Origin of the sequence: Limosilactobacillus reuteri, assembly GCF_020785355.1 — a bacterium.
Classification (GTDB): domain Bacteria; phylum Bacillota; class Bacilli; order Lactobacillales; family Lactobacillaceae; genus Limosilactobacillus; species Limosilactobacillus reuteri_I.
On the sequence record NZ_JAJGVH010000064.1, the window covers coordinates 1 to 21,100 of the forward strand.

Consider the following 21,100-nt stretch of genomic DNA (forward strand, 5'->3'; position numbering starts at 1 on the left):
ATGGGTATACACTTTCTGGTATGGATGGAGATTCCATGCCAGATTTTTTTGTATAAAAAAGAGGCATTTGCTGTCCCCTCGTTATACAATCAATTCACCACAAAAATCATGAAAGAAGGTTAAACAAATGTCCCATAATGATTCTATCCTAAATATTCTTGGAATTAAAGATAAAAATATTAAAATTATTTCTGTTGAAGAAGCTGAACACAACAATGATTCTGTTAAAGAGTATATAACGCTAATAACAGCTACTCTTTCTTATCCGATTAATCGTTGTCGCAACTGTGGCTTTCCCACTGTTAATAAGGATGGCTTTCGCAAAACTCATGTACGACTGGCTAGTTTAAACGGGAGAAGATATGAATTAGAGCTTCGTAAACAACGCTATAAATGTAAATCATGTCATACTACGTTTGGTGCTATTACTAATTTAACCAAAGAAAATCAAACCCTATCCAGTGATCTCAAAAATCAAATCATGCTTTTGGCTCGTAAAGGACTATCCGGTCAGCTAATTGCTGAAATGTGTCACTGCTCTCCTAGTAGTGTTCGTCGAACAATTTTAGAGCGCATGGAACCACACTATCGTGTGGCTAAGTTGCCTAAGCATTTATGTTTTGACGAGTTTCGTTCAACTAAGTCTGTGATGTCCTTTATCTGTTGTGATGCTGAAACCCACCAAATTGTCACAAAGTTACAGGATCGTCTATCACCTACAATTATTGATTATTTTGAAAGTCGTTATTCAAAAGCCGAACGCGAATACGTTCAATCAGTTGTAATTGATTTAAATGCTCAATATCAAAGCTTTATCTATCGCCTTTTCCCTAATGCCAACATTATTATTGATCGCTTCCATCTTGTGCAATTAGCTGGTCGCGCTTTGGACAATTGTCGTATTTCTATCCTAAAACAACTCGATAAACAGAGCCGAGAATATAAAATTATGAAGTCACATTGGAAGCTATTCCATAAAAAAGCTGAAGATCTTCACCCTGAAGAAGTAGTTTTTCTTCGCGGCGTTAAGCAATATATGACTCGCCAAAATGCTGTGGATCTCATTACTAGTAAATTTTCTAAGTTCGCTGAAGTATACCAAACTTACCAAGATATCACGAAAGCCCTCAACGAGCGCAATAGTGAATTACTAGAGTCAACCATCTTAGACTACCAAAAAACCAATACAGAAATGGATACCGCTATCCAAACCCTTCGTCAAAACAGAAAATATGTCTTAAATAGTGCTAAGTTTGAATACTCTAATGGTCCTTTAGAAGGCATCAATCGCAAAATCAAAACTCTAAAACGAACTTGTTATGGTTTTGCCAATCAAAAATTTTTCTTTTTAAGAATCGATTGTATTTTTTCGTAAAAAAATACCCCCTACATTTTCGTAGGAAGTATTTTTAGTCAACCATACCAGTTGACAGATATCCATATTAATATAGCAGTCGAAAAATTCTAGAAAAGATAACAGTAATTTAAAATAATAAAGAGGCTGAGTAAACCTCGGCCTCTTTATTATTTTTTATTCTTGCGGAAACTAGTCTTCTGCAACAAATGGCAAAAGACCCATGATCCGTGCACGCTTGATAGCGATAGTTAACTTACGTTGGTTCTTAGCACTAGTACCAGTAACCCGACGTGGTAAGATCTTACCACGTTCAGAAATGAACCGACGTAATAAATCAGTGTCTTTGTAATCGATGTATTCGATGTGGTTTGCGGCGATGAAGTCGACCTTACGACGACGACGTCCGCCCCGACGTTGTTGTGCCATGAAATTACCCTCCTATTCTGAGTAAAAATTTATTTAGAATGGTAATTCGTCATCAGCTAAATCAATGGATTGACCACCATCATCACTGCTTCCAGGGAACTGGTTGCCAGCATTTTGATTGGGATCGAAACCATTATCCATACTTGGTGACGGATTACTTTGAGGAGCATTATTTCCAGGTTGTGGTTGACTGCCATATTGTGGAGCCTGAGCACCAAACGATTGTTGGTTATTGTTAAATGGCTGTTGAACGCCTGACTGGTTCATACCACCATTTTGGCGAGGTTCTAACAATGCAAAGTTATCTACAACAACTTCGGTAACATATACACGGTTACCCTGTTGGTTTTCATAATTCCGGGTTTGAATGCGCCCTTCAATTCCAACAAGTGAACCCTTATGCGTAAAGTTACTAAAGTTTTCAGCGGATTTACGCCAAATAACGCAATTGATAAAATCAGCATCACGATCACCATTTTGGTTTCGGAATTGCCGATCAACAGCTAACGTAAATGAAACAACTGCTGTCCCGCTGGTTGTGTACCGCAACTCGGGATCTCTTGTTAAACGCCCAGTTAAGACTGCACGATTAAGCATAGATCTTTCTCCTCTCTTTACTTTATTGACAAATTAATTAAGCATCAAGCTTAACAATCATGTGACGTAGGATATCATCACTGAACTTAGCTAAACGATCAAATTCGTTTAAAGCTTGATCGGAATCAGTAGTTAAGTTTACCACGTGGTAAGTACCTTCAGTGTACTTAGCGATTGGGTAAGCAAAACGACGAGTTGACCAATCCTTTGAATCAGCGATAGTTGCACCATTGTCCGCCAAGATCTTGTCGAATCGGTCTACCAATTCGCTCTTTGCAGATTCTTCGATATCAGGACGAATGATGTAAGTAATTTCATATTTGCGTGTTTCCATGAATGTTACACCTCCTTATGGACTCTGGCTCTTCTCGCTATTTGAGAAGAACAAGGAAAGTAGACGTCATTACGTATACTCACAGACATAAAATATAGCATAAAATTCTATTTAAAACAAGGAACATCTAACAAGAAATCCTAAATGTTGCGGTCACTATAACTATATATACGTAAAATATCTACTTTTTCACTTTATTTTTTTAATTTTCTGTTGGTTGACTTTCTTCTTGCGAGGAATTGTTAGTAGCTTCTTCAGTTTCCTCATCGACCTCTTTATCCACCTTTGCAATCGTAGCAACACGGGCACCATTATCCATCTTAATTAAGTGAACACCAACAGCAGATCGTCCAGTTTGCGATACACTTTCAATGCCAAAACGAATAATTACTCCCTGGTCGGTCACTAACATAATATCTTCATCACCATTGACAGTCGTTAAACCAACTAATGGACCATTCTTTGCAGTAACATTAACTGTCTTAACGCCTAGTCCTCCCCGTCCTTTGATTGGGTATTCAGAAGCAGGCGTTTGCTTTCCAAAACCATTTTCACTAATTACAAGAACCTTGCTATCAGAATTAAGAGGGGCAGCACCAATTACGTAGTCTTCATCTCGTAGGCGAATTCCACGAACTCCAGCTGCGCTTCGTCCCATTGATCGAACAACCGATGATTTAAAGCTAAGCGCATACCCATTATGAGTACCAATAATCATTGGCTGATCTTCACTAATAACTTCTACATCGATCAATTCATCGTTTTCATGAAGGTTGAGCGCCTTCAATCCATTGCTTCGAATATTCTTAAATTCTGTTACTGCTGTTCGTTTAACGGTTCCTAGCTTGGTAGTAAAGAAGAGGTATTTATCATCATCGTTAGTTTCATGTGAAACATTGATAACAGCACTAATCTTCTCTTTATTATTAATTCCAAGAAGATTAATAATTGGAATTCCTTGAGCAGCCCGACCATATTCAGGAACTTCATACCCCTTCATTGAGTATACTTTTCCTGAATTAGTGAAGAAGAGCAACATATCATGAGTTGAACTAGAAATTAGTTGTTCAATAAAGTCATCTTTATGAACTCCCATTCCCTTAACACCACGGCCGCCACGATGCTGAGACTTAAATTCATCAACCGGAAGACGTTTAATGTATCCATTGTGGGTCAAGGCAACGATAATATCTTCTTCTTCAATTAGGTCTTCATCTTCAATATTGGTAATATCACCAACTTGAAGCTCAGTCCGGCGTTCATCCCCAAAACGTTTTTGAATTTCCATCAATTCGTCATAAATGATTTGATTAATCCGTTCGCGATGAGCAAGAATATCCTTGTAATCGGCAATTGCTGCCATTAATTTTTGGTATTCATCCTCTATCTTTTCCCGTTCTAGGCCAGTCAACCGAACTAACCGCATATCGAGGATAGCTTGTGCCTGCCGATCTGATAAACCATAATTATTCATCAACTCATTCTTCGCTACTTCACTTGTTTGTGAGTTACGAATAATATTAATTATCTCATCAATATGGTCTAAAGCGATCCGCAATCCGGCAACAATGTGCGCACGATTTTGGGCTTTCTTTAATTCAAATTCTGTCCGTCGCCGTACAACTGATTCTTGGTGTTCCAGATAATGTTGCAAAATTTGTTTTAAGCTTAAAATCTTTGGAGCACCATTAACAATTGCTAGCATATTGAAGTTAAAAGTTGTTTGCATCAAGGTCATCTTGTAAAGATTATTCAAGATAACTTCAGCACTGGCATCACGACGAACATCAATTACGATTCGCATTCCGTCACGGTCAGTTTCATCATTAACATCAGTAATTCCATCAATATCTTTATTCCGAGCTAATTCAGCAATTCGTTCAATTAACTTTGCCTTATTAACCATGTAAGGAATTTCGTGGACAATGATCCGTTGCTTACCATTCTTCTGTTCTTCAATATCAACTTTTGCTCGAACAATAATAGTTCCCCGGCCAGTTTCATATGCTTTACGAATACCAGACTTACCCATTACTACTCCACCAGTTGGAAAGTCGGGGCCTGGAATAGCCTTCATTAGTCCTTCCGTTGTAATATCAGGATTATTCATTAACATATGCAGGCCATTAATAACCTCACCTAAATTATGGGTTGGAATATTAGTAGCCATCCCTACAGCAATCCCTGAAGCACCGTTAACTAATAAATTAGGAAAACGAGCTGGTAATACATCCGGTTCTTTTTCAGTACCATCATAGTTATCATGAAAATCAACGGTATCTTTATTGATATCCCGAAGCATTTCAACCGCAATTTTGCTCATCTTTGCTTCGGTATAACGCATGGCAGCCGCTCCATCACCATCAACTGACCCGAAGTTACCGTGACCATCAACAAGCATGTAACGGTAACTAAAGTCTTGAGCCATCCGTACAAGTCCTTCATAAATTGAAGAGTCACCATGTGGGTGGAACTTACCCATTACATCCCCGACAATCCGGGCTGACTTCTTGTAAGGCTTATCGGGAGTGACCCCTAATTCATTCATTCCATATAAAATCCGGCGTTGTACCGGTTTTAATCCATCACGGACGTCTGGAAGCGCACGTGAAACAATAACACTCATTGCATAATCCAAGAATGAGTTTTTCATCTGACTCGTAAGATTTACATCCGTGATCCGATTAGGCATATCTTGTTCAGCCAATGTCGTTCCTCCTTTTTTGCGTTAGCAGTAAACAACAGTTAATTACAGGTCAAGGTTTTCAACGAACTTAGCATTTTGCTCAATAAAGTCGCGCCGTGGTCCGACCTTGGTTCCCATTAGCATTGGGAAAATCTTATCAGCCTGTTCTGCGTCGTCTAGTTTTACTCGTAATAGGTGCCGATTTTCTGGGTCCATTGTTGTTTCCCATAATTGCTCAGCATCCATTTCACCTAGCCCTTTGTAACGTTGAATAACTGGCTTAGGACTTGGTTGCAGTGAGCTTACAACCTGTTCTAGTTCTTCATCAGAGTCAATGTATTTTACAAATTTACCTTGCCGAACTTGATATAGCGGCGGTTGAGCAATATAAACATACCCATGCGTAATCATTGGTTTCATAAAGCGGTAGAACAAGGTTAACAGTAATGTCCGAATGTGGGCACCATCGACATCCGCATCAGTCATGATAATTAATTTATGGTAATTAGCCTTTGTAATATCAAAGTCATCACCAAATCCTGTTCCAAGGGCGGTAAATAAAGAACGAATTTCGTCATTAGCTAGGACTCGATCAAGAGTTGCTTTTTCAACATTCAAGATCTTTCCGCGAATTGGAAGGATTGCCTGGGTGAGGCGCGAACGTCCTTGCTTTGCTGAACCACCGGCAGAATCACCCTCGACAATAAATAATTCTGAAATTTCCGGATCCTTACTCGTGTTATCAGCTAACTTACCTGGCAAATTGCTAATTTCAAGACCACTCTTTTTACGGGTAACTTCCCGGGCACGTTTAGCAGCCACCCGTGCTTTGGAAGCGAGTTGACCTTTTTCAATAATTTGCCGCGCTTCGTCTGGGTGTTCTAATAAGAACCGGGTAAATGTTGCCGCAAAGACATGGTCAGTCGCTGTTCGTGCATCTGAGTTTCCTAACTTAGTCTTAGTCTGTCCCTCGAATTGCGGATCAGGGTGCTTAATGGAGACAACCGCAGTTAAACCTTCCCGTACGTCATCCCCTGATAAGGTTTCATTAGACTTTAAGATACCTGCTTTGTGGCCGTAGTCATTGATAACGCGTGTAAGAGCCATCTTAAATCCGGTCTCATGAGTCCCACCTTCGTAAGTATGAATATTGTTAGTGAAAGTTAGCAAGTTGCTGCGATATGAATCTGTATATTGTAAGGATACTTCAACAGTAATATCGTTTTCTTTACCTTCCACGTAAATTGGTGGGTCAAATAAGACATTTTGATCTTCATTAAGGTATTCAACATAATGACGAATCCCACCTTCATAATGGAATTCTTTCCGTTCATGGTCTGCTTGTCGTAAGTCTTCGATCGTGATTTTAAGTCCCTTGTTTAAGAAGGCTAACTCTCTTAAACGATCAGTTAAAGTTTTAATATTGTAAGTCGTTGTTTCACGGAAAATTTCTGGATCCGGCTTAAAGTGAACAGTTGTACCATGCTCAGTTTCTGGAAGTCCTTCTTCAATTACCTTCATTGCAGACTTAACATGACCATGATCAAAATCCATGTAGTAACGTTTACCTTGACGAGCAACTTTAACATCCAATTCAGTGGATAAGGCATTTACAACAGAAGCCCCTACCCCGTGAAGACCTCCAGAAACCTTATATCCGCCGCCGCCAAATTTTCCTCCGGCGTGCAGAACGGTAAAGACCGTTTCTAAGGCTGACTTTCCGGTTTCTTTTTGTGTATCAACTGGAATTCCCCGACCATTATCCTTAACAGTAATACTGTTATCTGGATTAACTACAACATTAATTTCATCACAGAATCCTGCTAAGGCTTCATCAATTCCGTTATCGACAATTTCCCAAACAAGGTGATGAAGTCCCTGGGCTGAAGTGGAACCAATATACATTCCGGGACGCTTTCGAACTGCATCCAATCCCTTTAAAACCTGAATTTGACTAGCATCATACTCGCTAGCCAATTTCATCTTGGTTTCTTTTTGTTGTTCGTTGCTCACTTTACTTCCTCCTTATTCAAAGTGCCGTGCTCAATTTCAAAAATCGTGGGTTCATTAATTAACTGGCGAGCAACATCACTCAGACTAGTGGTCGTCAAAAATGTTTGAACTTTATTCTGAATGGCTGTTAACAGGTGTGTTTGTCGAATCGTATCTAGTTCTGATAACACATCGTCTAATAATAATAATGGATACTCGCCTGTTTGCTCTTTCATCAAATCAATCTCTGCTAGTTTTACTGATAGTGCTGTCGTTCGCTGTTGTCCTTGCGATCCAAACGCCTGCACATTTTTATCATTTACCAGAAAGCGGATATCATCCCGATGAGGACCATAAATTGTTGTTCCTTGCTCGATTTCACGCTGTTCATTATCCTGATATAACTTAAAAAGTGCCTGATAAGCCTCTTCAACAGTAGTATCATCACTAACCTTTAATTGATTAACGTATTCAAGCCGTAATGATTCCTTATTTAGTGAAATTTCTTGATGCAAATCAGCTGCCCATCCTTCAAGGTGCTTTAAAAAATGTTGACGGGCAATAATTACTTCCGCACCAAAAGCAGCAAGCTGATCAGATAGGACTCCTAAAAGGACGCGATCAGTTTGTTGCTTATATTTTAGTTGCTTTAAATATTTGTTTTTTTGTCGTAAGAGTGTGCGATATTGGCCTGCATTGTAGAGGTATTTGCTACTCATCTGGCTAAACTCTCGATCCATAAAGTGGCGCCGTAAAGCTGGGGACCCTTTTACCAACGACAAGTCCTCAGGAGCAAACAATATTGCATTTAGTTGACCAACATACTGTGATAATCGCGCTTGTTCTAAATGATTTACCTTTGCCTTTTTTCCTTTACTTGAGAATTGTAATTCAAGCGGAATCTTACCAATACTTTTCTCTACCGTACCACTTATTAGGGCTGATTTTTCTTGCCAATTAATAAGTTCATGGTCATTACTTGTTCGATGACTCTTGGTCAGGGAAAGAACATAGATTGCCTCTAGCATATTCGTTTTACCCTGTGCATTATGACCAATTAAAACGTTCACTCCAGGGTTGAAGTGAACGGTTAGATCCTGATAATTTCGAAAGTGATGTAAATGCAATTCCGTCAGAATCATGCTTATCCCTACTTACTCTTAATAACAAGTAATTGGTGGTCAGGAATTTGAATCTTATCTTCGGGATACAATTTGCGTCCTCGCCGATCATCTGGCTCATCATTTACTAATACAGTATTTTCTTTTAGAAACCATTTAGCTGCTCCGCCAGTAGGAATAATCCCCTCTTCTTTGAGTAACTGGCCGAGTGTAATAAATGGACTATCAATCAACACTGACTTTTCTTCCATTTTTTTCACCTACTTTTGTAATTCTATTATACCACATTATTCGGCCTAATTTTGCGTTATTAGCCTTTCTGAGCGCATTAACTTAATTTAGCCTTTTTTATCAAAATTCGGTTAAATTTGCTCTATGGTCAAAAATCTGAATATAAATCAAAAATGTTAATTAAAATTATTCTCAGTCTAACTATGATGAGTATATTAATACATTTTACTTGTCAAAAGTTAGCAGTGAAATATAATTATATAAATATTTATTGGAGGTAGATGAATATGGATTTAGGTTTAACAGGAAAAACAGCTTTAATTACAGGATCAACTAAGGGAATTGGCAAAGCAATTGCAATTGAAATGGCAAAAGAAGGCACAAATGTTATTATCAATGGTCGTAAAAAAGCAGATGTTGATACCATTGTTAGCGAAATTAAAGAGCAATTCCCAGATACTAATCCTCAAGGGGCAGCATACGATATTTCCCAATCACAACAACGTCAAGAATTATTTGCAGCATTCCCAAAGATTGATATTTTAGTAAATAATATGGGAATTTTTAAACCGATGGATTACTTCGACATTTCTGAAGAAACTTGGCAACACTTTATCGATGTTAACTTCTATTCAGGTAATGCTCTTGCTAAATTCTATTTGCCTAAAATGCTTGAACAGGATTTTGGGAGAATTATTTTTATTGCCAGCGAAGAAGCTGTTATGCCATCTGGTGAAATGCCACAATATAGTTTGACAAAGACAATGAACTTGTCATTAGCAAAAAGTTTATCTAAGTTGACTAAAGGTACCCATGTAACAGTTAATACTATAATGCCTGGTTCAACTCTTACAGAAGGAGTCCAACAAATGCTTGTTGACATGTATAGCAATACAGATGTTCCTGAAAATAAATGGGAAAGTGACTTCATGAAAAATCACCGTCCACTTTCACAAATTCAACGATTAATTCGTCCAGAAGAAGTTGGTCGTTTTACTGCTTTTGTAGCTAGTCCATATTCATCATCATTTTCCGGTGAAGCACTCCGACTTGACGGTGGATTAGTCCCGACACTCTTCTAAAATCTAAATTCACAATTACACAAAAAGAGGATGTTGTAAAAATTTCAACACCCTCTTTTTTATGCTTAAAATGTCCGTACTGGCGTAATTAAGTGGACAAAGTTTTCTTGATCTTCTGTTGGCACCAAGGTAAATGGTCGCAATGGTGAAGTAAATGAAATCTTGATCGTTGCCTGACCAAAAGAACGCAAAGCATCTTTCATGTAGTTAGGATTAAACGAGATTTCAAGATCATTACCATCAAGAGCAGACGTTACTACCTCTTCTTCAACGGTACCGATATCTGGAGAATCACCACTAATTCGGACAAGATTTTCTGATGGCTTTAGACTTAACTTAACCACATCGTTACGGCTTTCATGAGATAAAAGTGAAGCACGCTCAATTGATGATAGAAATGTCCCAGCTTCTAGCTCAACAGTTGTATCAGCAGTTTGTGGAATTAATTGACTGGTTTCAGGGTAGTTCCCTTCTAGTAATCGCGAATAAAAATGAGTATTACCAAAAATAAACAATACTTGATTTTCGGTTACTTGCATTTGTACATCTTCATGGACATCGCTAATCATTCCGGAAAGTTCTTCCATGCTCTTTCCAGGAATGATCACATCAAAATCTATGCCGTTATCGATATTTTCGAGGACCACTTTCCGTTGTGCAAGTCGATGACTATCTGTTGCAACAGCTGTTAGGACGCCATCTTTTAACGTCATATGCACCCCGGCAAGGATTGGGCGACTTTCTTGCTTTGATACCGCAATGACGGTTTGACGAATTACTTCTTTAAGGATGTCGTTAGGAAGAGTTACTGATTTGTTAGTTTCAATTTCTGGTAAATGGGGAAAGTTTTCAGCATCTTGACCATTAATTTGGAATTTAGCTGAACCAGATGTAATATCTGCTTGAAAACCACTTGTAACTTCAATAGTTACTTTTTTATCTGGTAACTTTTTAACAATATCACTGAAGAAGCGGGCTGGTAACACAATAGCTCCAGTATCTTCAATTGTTAAATCATTATCAGCATCATTAGCGCTAATAACACTTTCAATTGTAATATCTGAATTACTACCAGTTAACACAATGTTGTCTTCGTTTACGACCATCTTTAATCCAGTAAGAATTGGAATTGTGGTTTTAGATGAAATAGCACGTAAGACATTATTTAGTTGACTAATGAATGCAGATCGGTTAATTGTAAAATTCATATGTTTCAGTCCTTTTGTGTAAGTATATAAATATATTTAATAGTTTAAAATATAGTCGTAGTAGTAGGGCCTGTTAATACTGTGGAAAACTATTTAGACACCTGTTATTGCGAGTTATCCACCTGTTGATAACTTGTGGATAAGTTTGAGGATAATTATTATACTTATCCACAGCTTATGATCGTAGTTTAGCTTTTAATTTTGTAATATCGTTTTGTAAGTCAGTATCCTTTTTTAGTTCTGCCTCGATTTTATCGATAGCATGTAAAACGGTGGTATGGTCTTTGCCGCCGAATTCGTTGCCGATTTTTGGCAACGAGGAATCGGTGAGTTCTCGAGAAAGATACATAGCGATTTGGCGAGGCATAACGATTTGTTTAACTCGCTTTTTACCAAGGATATCTCCTTGAGTTATATTATAAAAATCAGCGACTTGTTTTTGAATTGTAGCGATTGATATTTCGTTTTTTGCTACGCGGTGAAGTCCCTTTAATGCTTGAGATGCTAAGCTTGGCGTGATTCGCTCACCGCTTAAATTAGCAAATGCTTGAACCTTTGTTAAGGCTCCTTCTAGTTCACGAATGTTTGTATCGATTTGGCCAGCGATATAATTAAGGGTGTCGTTTCCAATATCAATATGATCTTCCTCAACTTTACTCCGCAAGATAGCAATTCTCGTCTCTAAGTCAGGAGGAGTAATTTCGACAGTAAGTCCCCATCTGAAACGTGATACAAGCCGGTCTTGCAGTTCAGGAATCTCATTTGGAATCCGATCAGATGTCATAACAATTTGTTTTTTGCGATCATGAAGGGCATTAAAAGTATTGAAAAATTCTAGCTGTGTTCCCTCTTTGTTGGCTAAAAATTGAATATCATCAATTAATAGGAGATCAAGGTTACGATATTCTTCTCTTAATTGTTCAGTCGTATTATTACGAATAGCATTAATATAATCGTTGGTAAAATCCTCACTCGTCACATATTTGACACGCGAATTTGGATTAACTTGAAGCATATGGTTACCGATCGCTTCCATTAAGTGGGTTTTTCCTAAACCAACTCCCCCATAAATAAAGAGCGGGTTGTAAAGGCTGCCAGGGCTTTCGGCAACGGCAAATGCTGCAGCGTGTGCCATTTTATTTCCTTCTCCAACAACGAATGTTCCAAAGTTGTAATGAGGATTAAGAGGAGTATCCATCTCAAAAGAAGGAGTTGGATCATCTTCTGTTTTTTTATTTGTATAGGTAAATTCTCCCTCTAAAATATAATGCGGCTCAATATTTCGTCCCAATTCCCGTTGAGCGAATTCTTTAAGCTGCGTATTTAAATTTTTGCGCCAAAAATCGCGGTGCACCGGAGTGGGCACCTCGATTTCCAGTTGATTTTGAGAGAGAGAAATTGCTTTTGCCGGAGCAATCAAAGTGTCAAAGGTAACCGGAGTGGTATCCTGACGAAATGAATTTTGGATCGCTTCCCACAGAGAATCGAGCTCAGTCAAAATAATTTCCTCCTAAAGTATTAAATTACAAACGGTATTTTATCATTACATGGGAAAGTTTTCCACAACCAAGTGGATAATAATAAAAAAGTTTACACAACACTGTGTGTAAATTAATAATATTGCTGTGAAAAATGGGGAAAAGGAGATTCCGTTATCACTTATCCACAGAATTGTGTTGATATATGCTATTGATATAGCAGTAAACTAGAGAGTTATCAACACCTAAAAGACTGCTTGTGGATAACTTTATCAACAGGTGTTAATCTGGGGATAATCTCTGAAAAACGTTGTTGATAACTTGTCCACAAATTATGAATTTACACAACGCTGTGGATTATTTTACTAATTTTGTTAATAATCAAAAAAATTTAAATAAAAATTCGCCGTTTATTAATTTCGGTAAGTGTGTTATACTACCAAAGTATGTTTGAAGAGATCGTCTTTTAGACTCTAGAAACCAAACCACTCGAATTTAATAGGAGGTGCAATTGTATGAAGCGCACGTTTCAACCAAAGAAGCGTCACCGTGCACGTGTCCATGGCTTCCGTAAGCGCATGAGCACCAGTAACGGCCGTAAGGTATTAGCACGTCGGCGTCAAAAGGGCAGAAAAGTATTATCTGCATAACCACGGCCACTTTTATAGTGGCTTTTTTTATTGTGTGGGGCAGGGCAGTCAGCTTGACGAGCAATTTGAATCGTTAAAGTTGTCGTATGTCCGGCCCTATTTTTATATCTACTTAAATTAAGGCTGGGGATTATACAAATGAGAAAATCATATCGCGTAAAAAAGGAAAGTGAGTTTCAACGGGTTTTTGAAACCCATAATTCCGTGGCCAACCACAAATTTGTCGTATATCAAATGGAAAAGCCAGGACAAAAACATTTTCGTGTCGGTATTTCTGTTGGAAAAAAGATTGGAAATGCTGTGCATCGTAATTGGGTTAAGCGGCGTATTCGTCAAACATTATTAGAGGTGAAACCGCAATTACGGTCTGATGTTGATTTCTTGGTTATTGCTCGGTCAGCGGCAGATGGTTTATCAATGGCAGAAACAAAGAAAAACCTAGTGCACGTTTTAAAGCGTGCACATTTGTTAGATGAAAAAAGTGAGGATTAGGATTTGAATAAGAAAACAAAAAAATTCCTAAGCTTGGGAGCAATCATGAGCTTAACCCTATTTTTAGCTGCTTGCTCCAATAAGCCAATTACTAGTCATAGTACTGGTATCTGGGACCACTACATTATCTATAACTGTTCACAATTTATCATTTGGTTATCAAAGCACTTTGGCGGATATGGAATGGGGATAATTATCTTTACGATCATCATCCGGATCATTTTACTGCCATTGATGTTCTACCAAACAAAGACCATGATGAAGACGCAAGAACTTGCTCCTCAACTAAAGGCAATTCAGAAAAAGTACTCATCACGTGATCGCGAGTCAATGCAAAAGATGCAAATGGAAACTCAGAAGCTCTATAAAGAAGCTGGAGTTAATCCATGGGCTTCGATGCTTCCATTACTGGTTCAGTTGCCAGTTATGTGGGCTCTTTATCAAGCGATCTGGCGGACCTCAGCCTTACGGAATGGAACTTTCTTGTGGCTTCAGTTAGGTCACCCGGACCCATACTACATCATGCCTATTTTAGCGGCATTATTTACGTTTATTAGTTCATGGTTATCCATGGCTTCAATGCCCGAAAGAAATTCAATGACAACTACAATGACGTGGTTTATGCCGATTATGGTATTCTTCATGGCATTAGGATTCTCTTCAGCTATTACCTTATACTGGGTAGTAACAAATGCCTTCCAAGTTGTCCAAACGCTTATCATTCAGAATCCATTTAAGATTCGTCGTGAACGTGAAGAAAAGCAACGGGCTGAGAAAGCAAAACGTCGCAAGATTGAAAAGGCAAAACGTCGCGCTTACCAAAGTCGGCGGAAATAAATTATTAAGGCTGTGACAAGTAGTTGTTGCGAGCCTTTTTATTTGGTAATAAATTTAAAGAGTGGAAATTAATTAAATTCACGGGGGATAAAAATGGCAGTTTTTACTGGAACAACAATTGAAGAAGCAAAAGAAAAGGCACGTGTGCAATTGAAGCCAACCGTTAATCAAACAATTGAATTTACGGTTCTTCAACAGCCGCGGCACGGTTTTCTAGGAATTGGACGACGCCAAGCGCAAGTGGATGCAGTAATAAAAGATAAAGAAATTGCGATACCCTCACTGGAAGAAAAAGATGAGCAACCGGCAAAAGAGCCAGAACAAAAGCCTGCAAGCTTAAATTCAGCTGAAGATGAGCTCGACCCTGCTGAAATCAAGCGGCGGCAACAGGCCAATCTTAAAAAGGTTCAAGCAACTAGTAAAGAATTGGTTAAGTATCTAACAACAGTATTTAAGGAATTGGGTATTGCTGTTGAACCACGGATTATTAATTTAGAAGCTCATGACCTCAAAATTGATCTTCAGACTGAGGAAAATGGACGAGTGATCGGGAAGCACGGTCGCCGGATCAATGCGATGGAACAGCTTAGTAATATATTCATGGATTACCATGGAGCGGCAAAAGTAAACGTTGAACTTGATACTTCCAATTATCGTGAACGACGTCAAGAAGCAGTTCACAACCTGGCGCAAAAGGCAGCGATGGAAGTAGTTGCAAGTGGGAAAGCAGTTTTTATGGACCCGATGCCCGCCCGCGAACGGAAACAAATTCACCATGAACTTGAGAATAATCACCACGTAAAAACATACTCTCACGGTCGGGAACCTTACCGGAGTATCGTGATTGCGCCCAAGGACTAACTTATTTGTTGACAATTTCTGGTAATGATCTTAGAATATGAGCGGTTATAAATTTAATATTCGTTAAAGTAGTGAAAGTGCTTTGACCATGTTAGTGATATTTTTATTACTATGCATGGACTGGCACTTTTTTTGTTAGAAAGGAGTAAAGTAGCGATGGCAAATAGCGAGAATGATACGATTGCAGCAATTTCGACGCCGGTTGGTGAAGGTGGAATTTCCATTATCCGAATTAGTGGGGATGACGCGGTGAAAGTTGCTCAACGGATCTACAAAGGAAAAGATCTCGCCAAAGTAGCAACTCATACTATTAACTATGGTCATATTGTCGACCCTGATACGGATCAGGAAGTTGATGAAGTGATGGTTTCAGTAATGCGCGCTCCTCACACTTATACGCGTGAAGACGTGATTGAAATCAACTGTCACGGGGGATTGTTAGCAACTAACCGTATTCTGCAATTGGTACTGAGCTTTGGCGCTCGGATGGCAGAACCAGGTGAATTTACTAAACGGGCCTTCTTAAATGGTCGTCTCGATTTATCTCAATCAGAAGCGGTAATGGATCTAATTCGCGCAAAGACAGATAAATCGATGAAGGTTGCATTAAACCAGCTTGATGGTGATTTGTCGCGGTTAATTCGTAATTTGCGCCAGGATATTTTGGATGTATTAGCGCAGGTAGAAGTTAATATTGACTATCCAGAATATGATGCTGTTGAAGAAATGACGACGAAACTCTTAAAAGAAAAAGCAGCGGACATTCAACAACGAATCCAAGGTCTTCTTAAAACAGCTAAGCAAGGAAAGGTTTTGCGAGATGGTTTAGCAACGGCTATCATCGGGCAGCCAAATGTTGGTAAATCAAGTTTATTGAATTCCTTGCTTCACGAAGACAAGGCGATCGTTACAAATGTTGCTGGGACAACCCGGGACGTAATTGAAGAATACGTCAATGTCAACGGGGTGCCATTGAAGTTAATTGATACAGCCGGAATCCGCGATACAAATGACCAAGTCGAAAAGATCGGGGTAGAGCGGAGTCGTAAAGCCTTGGGAGCCGCTGACTTAGTACTTCTCTTGATTGATAGTTCAAATGAATTGACTGACGAGGATCGCCAATTACTGGAAGCAACCAAGGATAAGCAGCGGATCATCATCTTAAATAAGACGGATCTTCCACGCAAGGTTGATTTAGAGGAATTGAAATCACTAGCTGGCAAGAGTGCCGTTATTGAAACTTCAATCGTTAACCATGAAGGAATGGACCAACTTGGTAAACAGATTGGTCACATGTTCTTCAACGAGGGGATTGAAAGTAACCAGAATAATGTAATGGTTACCAATGCTCGGCACATTGGTTTACTCCACCAAGCTAATGATGCTTTAAGCGATGTCTTAAAAGGAATTAATGATGGAATGCCGGTAGACCTAGTTCAAATTGATATGACCCGGTGTTGGGAATTATTAGGTGAGATTACTGGGGATAGTTACCAAGATGAGTTACTTGACCAGTTATTTAGTCAATTCTGTTTAGGAAAGTAGGGAATAGAAGAATGAAGAGTTCAGAAGCATTGCAAACATCTGATGCCGTTCAATACGAAGCGGGATCATACGATGTAATTGTTGTCGGGGCGGGTCATGCCGGAAGCGAGGCCGCCCTTGCCGCAGCCCGGATGGGGAATAAAACCTTATTGGTAACAATTAATCTTGAAATGGTTGCTTTTATGCCATGTAATCCCTCTGTTGGTGGTCCGGCAAAAGGAATCGTGGTCCGCGAAATTGATGCTCTTGGTGGTGAAATGGGTCATAACATTGATAAGACCTATGTCCAAATGCGGATGTTAAATACCGGTAAGGGTCCCGCTGTCCGTGCATTACGAGCTCAAGCAGATAAACATGCTTATCACCGTGCAATGAAGCAGACGATTGAGGAAGAACCTAACCTTACTCTCCGTCAAGCAACTGTTGACCAGTTAATTGTTGAAGATGGTGTCTGCAAAGGTGTTATTACTAATACAGGAGCTCGTTACCATGCTAAGACGGTTGTACTAACTGTTGGAACTGCAGCGCGCGGAAAGATCATTATTGGTGAATTACAGTATGAATCTGGTCCAAATAACTCTAAGACAGCGGTAAAACTTTCGGAAAACCTTGAAGAACTTGGCTTTGATCTTGAACGTTTTAAGACGGGAACGCCACCACGGGTTAACGGAAAGACAATCGATTATAGTGTAACGGAAGAACAACCAGGGGATGAGGAACCACATCACTTTAGTTTTGATACTTCTGATAGTGCCTATATTCCAATTAGCGAACAATTATCTTGTTGGTTAACTTATACAAATGAAGGGACGCATGCCATTATTCGGGAAAACCTTAGCCGGGCACCAATGTTCTCTGGTGTTATCAAGGGGGTTGGACCACGCTACTGTCCTTCAATTGAAGATAAGATTGTTCGTTTTGCTGATAAGCCGCGGCATCAAGTTTTCCTTGAACCAGAAGGCCGGGATACGGATGAGTACTATCTTGATGGAATTTCAACATCAATGCCAGAAGAAATCCAACAAAAGATTGTGCACTCAATCAAGGGGTTAGAGAATGCTGAAATGATGCGTCCTGGATATGCAATTGAATACGATGTAGTTGCGCCGTACCAACTTCACCCAACCCTGGAAACTAAGATCATTAAGAATCTCTATACTGCAGGCCAAACAAACGGTTCTTCGGGTTATGAAGAAGCAGCGGGTCAAGGATTAATTGCGGGGATTAATGCAGGATTACGGGCACAAGGCAAGGAACCATTTGTCCTTAAGCGTTCGGACGCATATATCGGCGTGATGATCGACGACTTAGTAACAAAGGGGACGAAAGAACCTTACCGTTTACTTACAAGTCGGGCAGAATATCGGCTAATTTTACGTCATGATAATGCTGATTTCCGGTTAATGGAAATGGGTCATCATGTTGGCTTAGTTAGTGATGAGCGGCTTGCTAAAATGGAAGAGAAGAAGCGTCAAGTTGCAGCTGAAATCAAACGATTAGAAGAAATTAAGCTCAAGCCAAGCGATGATAAGGTTAACGAATTTATTGAAGCGCACGGGGATAATCGCTTAAAAGATGGAATTGCGGCAGCTGACCTCTTGAAGCGACCATACTTCGATTATCAAACGTTGGCCGAATTCATTCCGGCACCAGAACAGGAACTTGATCGTCATGTGATTGAGCAGGTTGAAATTCAATTGAAATATGCTGGTTACATCAAGAAAGAGGAAGTTAAGGTTGAACGGATGAAACGGATGGAAGCTAAACGGATTCCAGATGATATCGATTATGGTGATATTGATGGTCTAGCAACTGAAGGACGTCAAAAGCTTGAAAAGATTCGTCCAGAAACTTTAGCCCAAGCTTCACGAATTAGTGGAGTTAACCCCGCTGATATTGCAATCTTGAGTGTTTACGTCCGCCAGGGGAAGTTTTCCAAGAAGGATCGCAAATAAAATTTCCCGGGAAATAAAATCTGGAGAAACAGAGTAATGACTCCGCTCTCCAGATTTTATTATGGTTTTCTTAAAGCAAAGGGATAATATACTTAAGTTTGGCATTATATGGTATAATTTAGGTTCGAGTTTTAATAACGAATTTTAAATAACTATTTTGTGATCCGTGAATTTAAGAGAAAGAAGAGGAAATTTATAATGTGTGGGATTGTTGCATTTGTTGATAATGAAAAACCACAAATTAAAGACCAATTAATCAAAAAAATGAAGGACCGGATTATTCACCGGGGGCCTGATGCGGAAGGTCAATATGTGGATGATGATGTAGCACTTGGCTTCCGGCGCTTGAGTTTTATTGATGTTAAGTCTGGTAATCAACCAATCTTTAATGAAGATAGCTCAAAAGCCATTGAATTCAACGGTGAAATTTACAATTTTGAAGAATTACGTGAAGAATTAATCAGTAAGGGTCACACATTTAAAACCCATGCCGATACTGAAGTAATCTTGCACGGATATGAAGAATGGGGCAAGGATGTTGTTAACAAGCTGCGCGGAATGTTCGGCTTTATTATTTGGGATTTTGAGACTAAAGAAATGTTCGGTGCCCGTGATCATTTTGGAATCAAACCATTATATTACGCTAAAATGAACGGTACTTTCTTTGTTGGGTCTGAAATTAAGGCATTTCTTGATCACCCTAATTTTAAGAAAGAACTTAATAAAGAAGCGCTTAAACCATACATGACATTCCAATACCCAGTTACTCAAGAAACTTTCTTTAAGGGTGTTTACCGGCTTCCAGAAGGTCATTACTTCACTTATAAAGACGGTCAGTTTGAAATGACTCAATACTGGGACGAAAACTTTGAACCAGAAGACGAGACATTTGATGAAGCTGTTAACAAGATTGACGATGTTGTTAAGAATTCTGTTAAGGCACATACTTTTGCGGATAAAGGAATTAAGGTTGGTTCATTCCTTTCCGCGGGGGTTGATTCAAGTTTAGTAACGGCTTTGATGCGTCCAGATAATACGTTCTCAATCGGATTTGATAGTACTTACGATGAGACCAAACAAGCACGTGAATTAGCAGCTAAGATGGGCTTGAAGAATACTGATGAAAAGTTAACTAACGAAGAAGCTTTCCATGCATTCCCAATGATTCAATACTACTTAGATGAACCCGATTCTAACCCATCTGTTGTTCCTTTATACTTCTTGAACAAGTTGGCAAAGGATAACGGCTACAAGGCTCTACTTTCTGGTGAAGGTGCTGATGAATTATTTGCAGGATATATTGATTATGGTTTCAACACTAAAGTTAAGTTTATCCGGTGGGTAACTGATCAATTAAAGAAGATGCCTCGCGAACGTCGGTATAAGTTTGCTAAGTGGTTAGATGGGAAACACTTCCACGGCCAAGAGCATATGTACCGCAACTTAGCGCCAGCACGGGATACTTTTATTGGTCAAGCATACATCTTTAGTCCTGAAGAAGCCGCTGACTACTTGCAACCAGAATTTGATTGTGGACCAAGTATTGCCGACATTCTTAATCCACTTTTTGATAAGATGGAAGATAAAGATATCGATGAAGTCGCAAAGAAGCAGTATATTGACTTGCACCGTTTCATGCCTGGCGATATTTGCTTAAAGGCGGATAAGATGAGTATGGCTAACTCTGTTGAAATCCGGGTACCACTTCTTGATAAAGAGGTAATGAAAGTGGCTGAAACAACACCAACTAAGTATCTCTTTAACTATAAGGATACAAAGTGGGCATTCCGGATGGCAGCTAACCGGCACTTACCGGAAGAATGGGCTACTCGGCCTAAGATGGGCTTCCCAACCCCAGTTCGTGCATGGCTTCGAGAAAAGAAGTATTACCAAGAAGTACGTGAATTATTTGAACAAGACTTCGTAAAAGAGTTCTTTGATCAAGAAAAGCTTCTAAAACTTGCTGATGATAACTTCGAAGGCAAGGTGGATGGTCGTCGTAAGATTTGGACAATCTACACCTTCTTAACGTGGTATAAGTTATACTTCATTGATAACTTCAGACCTGATGAATCAGGAATTGACCGCGCACAAAAAACGGCTACAACAGAAGCATAGAAAAAATATTAAAGGAGGCTGGCGAAGGGCTGTAGGACTCTTCTAAGTCTCCTTTTTTGTTAGTTGATAACCCTTATTTATTTTTGTGATAAAAAATGAAATAATATAGGGCAGATTAGATTGAAGGAGA

18 protein-coding genes are annotated in these 21,100 nt (G+C 39.2%); 9 read left to right on the forward strand and 9 right to left on the reverse strand.

Annotated elements, in window-relative coordinates; genetic code table 11:
• Positions 1 to 127: 127 nt before the first annotated feature.
• The gene (locus tag LMB56_RS03195; protein ID WP_229283443.1) at positions 128 to 1,375 is read left to right on the forward strand and encodes an ISL3 family transposase; all 1,248 of its coding nucleotides are present in this window, start codon (positions 128 to 130) and stop codon (positions 1,373 to 1,375) included.
• 171 nt (positions 1,376 to 1,546) lie between these two features.
• Here LMB56_RS03195 and rpsR read toward each other — a convergent pair whose 3' ends face one another.
• From rpsR to yaaA, 7 genes are all read right to left on the reverse strand, one after another.
• A complete protein-coding gene (gene rpsR / locus LMB56_RS03200) occupies positions 1,547 to 1,783 on the reverse strand; it encodes a 30S ribosomal protein S18 (RefSeq protein WP_003665240.1) in 237 nt (78 codons plus the stop codon).
• Positions 1,784 to 1,816: 33 nt separating this feature from the next.
• Entirely contained in the window at positions 1,817 to 2,380 is a 564-nt protein-coding gene (gene ssb, locus LMB56_RS03205; RefSeq protein ID WP_003665236.1) for a single-stranded DNA-binding protein, read from the reverse strand.
• A gap of 37 nt (positions 2,381 to 2,417) precedes the next feature.
• Positions 2,418 to 2,714 carry a 30S ribosomal protein S6 gene (gene rpsF, locus LMB56_RS03210; RefSeq protein WP_003665235.1) on the reverse strand — a complete coding sequence of 99 codons (297 nt, stop codon included), beginning with the start codon at positions 2,712 to 2,714 and terminating at the stop codon, positions 2,418 to 2,420.
• A gap of 202 nt (positions 2,715 to 2,916) precedes the next feature.
• Positions 2,917 to 5,421 (reverse strand): DNA gyrase subunit A, encoded by a 2,505-nt coding sequence (gene gyrA, locus LMB56_RS03215; RefSeq protein WP_153701426.1) that lies wholly within the window; start codon positions 5,419 to 5,421, stop codon positions 2,917 to 2,919.
• A 42-nt stretch (positions 5,422 to 5,463) separates the two neighbouring features.
• On the reverse strand, positions 5,464 to 7,383 hold the full coding sequence (gene gyrB, locus LMB56_RS03220; protein ID WP_229284154.1) for a DNA topoisomerase (ATP-hydrolyzing) subunit B: 1,920 nt from the start codon (positions 7,381 to 7,383) through the stop codon (positions 5,464 to 5,466).
• A 26-nt stretch (positions 7,384 to 7,409) separates the two neighbouring features.
• Complete coding sequence (gene recF, locus LMB56_RS03225) at positions 7,410 to 8,534, reverse strand: DNA replication/repair protein RecF (protein WP_003665231.1); 1,125 nt, start codon at positions 8,532 to 8,534, stop codon at positions 7,410 to 7,412.
• Positions 8,535 to 8,542: 8 nt separating this feature from the next.
• Positions 8,543 to 8,764, reverse strand: coding sequence for a S4 domain-containing protein YaaA (yaaA, locus tag LMB56_RS03230; RefSeq protein ID WP_003665230.1), 222 nt, complete (start codon positions 8,762 to 8,764; stop codon positions 8,543 to 8,545).
• Positions 8,765 to 9,031: 267 nt separating this feature from the next.
• Here yaaA and LMB56_RS03235 point away from each other — a divergent pair, with 267 nt between their 5' ends.
• Positions 9,032 to 9,826, forward strand: coding sequence for an SDR family NAD(P)-dependent oxidoreductase (locus LMB56_RS03235; protein WP_153703081.1), 795 nt, complete (start codon positions 9,032 to 9,034; stop codon positions 9,824 to 9,826).
• Positions 9,827 to 9,891: 65 nt separating this feature from the next.
• On the opposite strand, the gene dnaN is transcribed toward LMB56_RS03235, so the two are convergent.
• A complete protein-coding gene (gene dnaN / locus LMB56_RS03240) occupies positions 9,892 to 11,034 on the reverse strand; it encodes a DNA polymerase III subunit beta (RefSeq protein WP_182588467.1) in 1,143 nt (380 codons plus the stop codon).
• A gap of 175 nt (positions 11,035 to 11,209) precedes the next feature.
• Positions 11,210 to 12,532 (reverse strand): chromosomal replication initiator protein DnaA, encoded by a 1,323-nt coding sequence (dnaA, locus tag LMB56_RS03245; RefSeq protein WP_003665228.1) that lies wholly within the window; start codon positions 12,530 to 12,532, stop codon positions 11,210 to 11,212.
• Between the two features lie 495 nt (positions 12,533 to 13,027).
• Here dnaA and rpmH point away from each other — a divergent pair, with 495 nt between their 5' ends.
• From rpmH to asnB, 7 genes are all read left to right on the forward strand, one after another.
• Positions 13,028 to 13,162 (forward strand): 50S ribosomal protein L34, encoded by a 135-nt coding sequence (gene rpmH / locus LMB56_RS03250; RefSeq protein ID WP_003665227.1) that lies wholly within the window; start codon positions 13,028 to 13,030, stop codon positions 13,160 to 13,162.
• A gap of 138 nt (positions 13,163 to 13,300) precedes the next feature.
• Positions 13,301 to 13,654: a ribonuclease P protein component gene (gene rnpA / locus LMB56_RS03255; RefSeq protein ID WP_003665224.1), complete on the forward strand. Its 354-nt coding sequence runs from the start codon at positions 13,301 to 13,303 to the stop codon at positions 13,652 to 13,654.
• 3 nt (positions 13,655 to 13,657) lie between these two features.
• The gene (gene yidC / locus LMB56_RS03260) at positions 13,658 to 14,491 is read left to right on the forward strand and encodes a membrane protein insertase YidC (RefSeq protein ID WP_183144996.1); all 834 of its coding nucleotides are present in this window, start codon (positions 13,658 to 13,660) and stop codon (positions 14,489 to 14,491) included.
• A 93-nt stretch (positions 14,492 to 14,584) separates the two neighbouring features.
• Positions 14,585 to 15,352 carry an RNA-binding cell elongation regulator Jag/EloR gene (gene jag, locus LMB56_RS03265; RefSeq protein ID WP_229284124.1) on the forward strand — a complete coding sequence of 256 codons (768 nt, stop codon included), beginning with the start codon at positions 14,585 to 14,587 and terminating at the stop codon, positions 15,350 to 15,352.
• Positions 15,353 to 15,508: 156 nt separating this feature from the next.
• Positions 15,509 to 16,897, forward strand: coding sequence for a tRNA uridine-5-carboxymethylaminomethyl(34) synthesis GTPase MnmE (gene mnmE, locus LMB56_RS03270; RefSeq protein ID WP_229284125.1), 1,389 nt, complete (start codon positions 15,509 to 15,511; stop codon positions 16,895 to 16,897).
• Between the two features lie 11 nt (positions 16,898 to 16,908).
• Positions 16,909 to 18,852 (forward strand): tRNA uridine-5-carboxymethylaminomethyl(34) synthesis enzyme MnmG, encoded by a 1,944-nt coding sequence (mnmG, locus tag LMB56_RS03275; RefSeq protein WP_229284126.1) that lies wholly within the window; start codon positions 16,909 to 16,911, stop codon positions 18,850 to 18,852.
• A gap of 198 nt (positions 18,853 to 19,050) precedes the next feature.
• Positions 19,051 to 20,970: an asparagine synthase (glutamine-hydrolyzing) gene (gene asnB / locus LMB56_RS03280; protein ID WP_229284127.1), complete on the forward strand. Its 1,920-nt coding sequence runs from the start codon at positions 19,051 to 19,053 to the stop codon at positions 20,968 to 20,970.
• Positions 20,971 to 21,100: the final 130 nt, after the last annotated feature.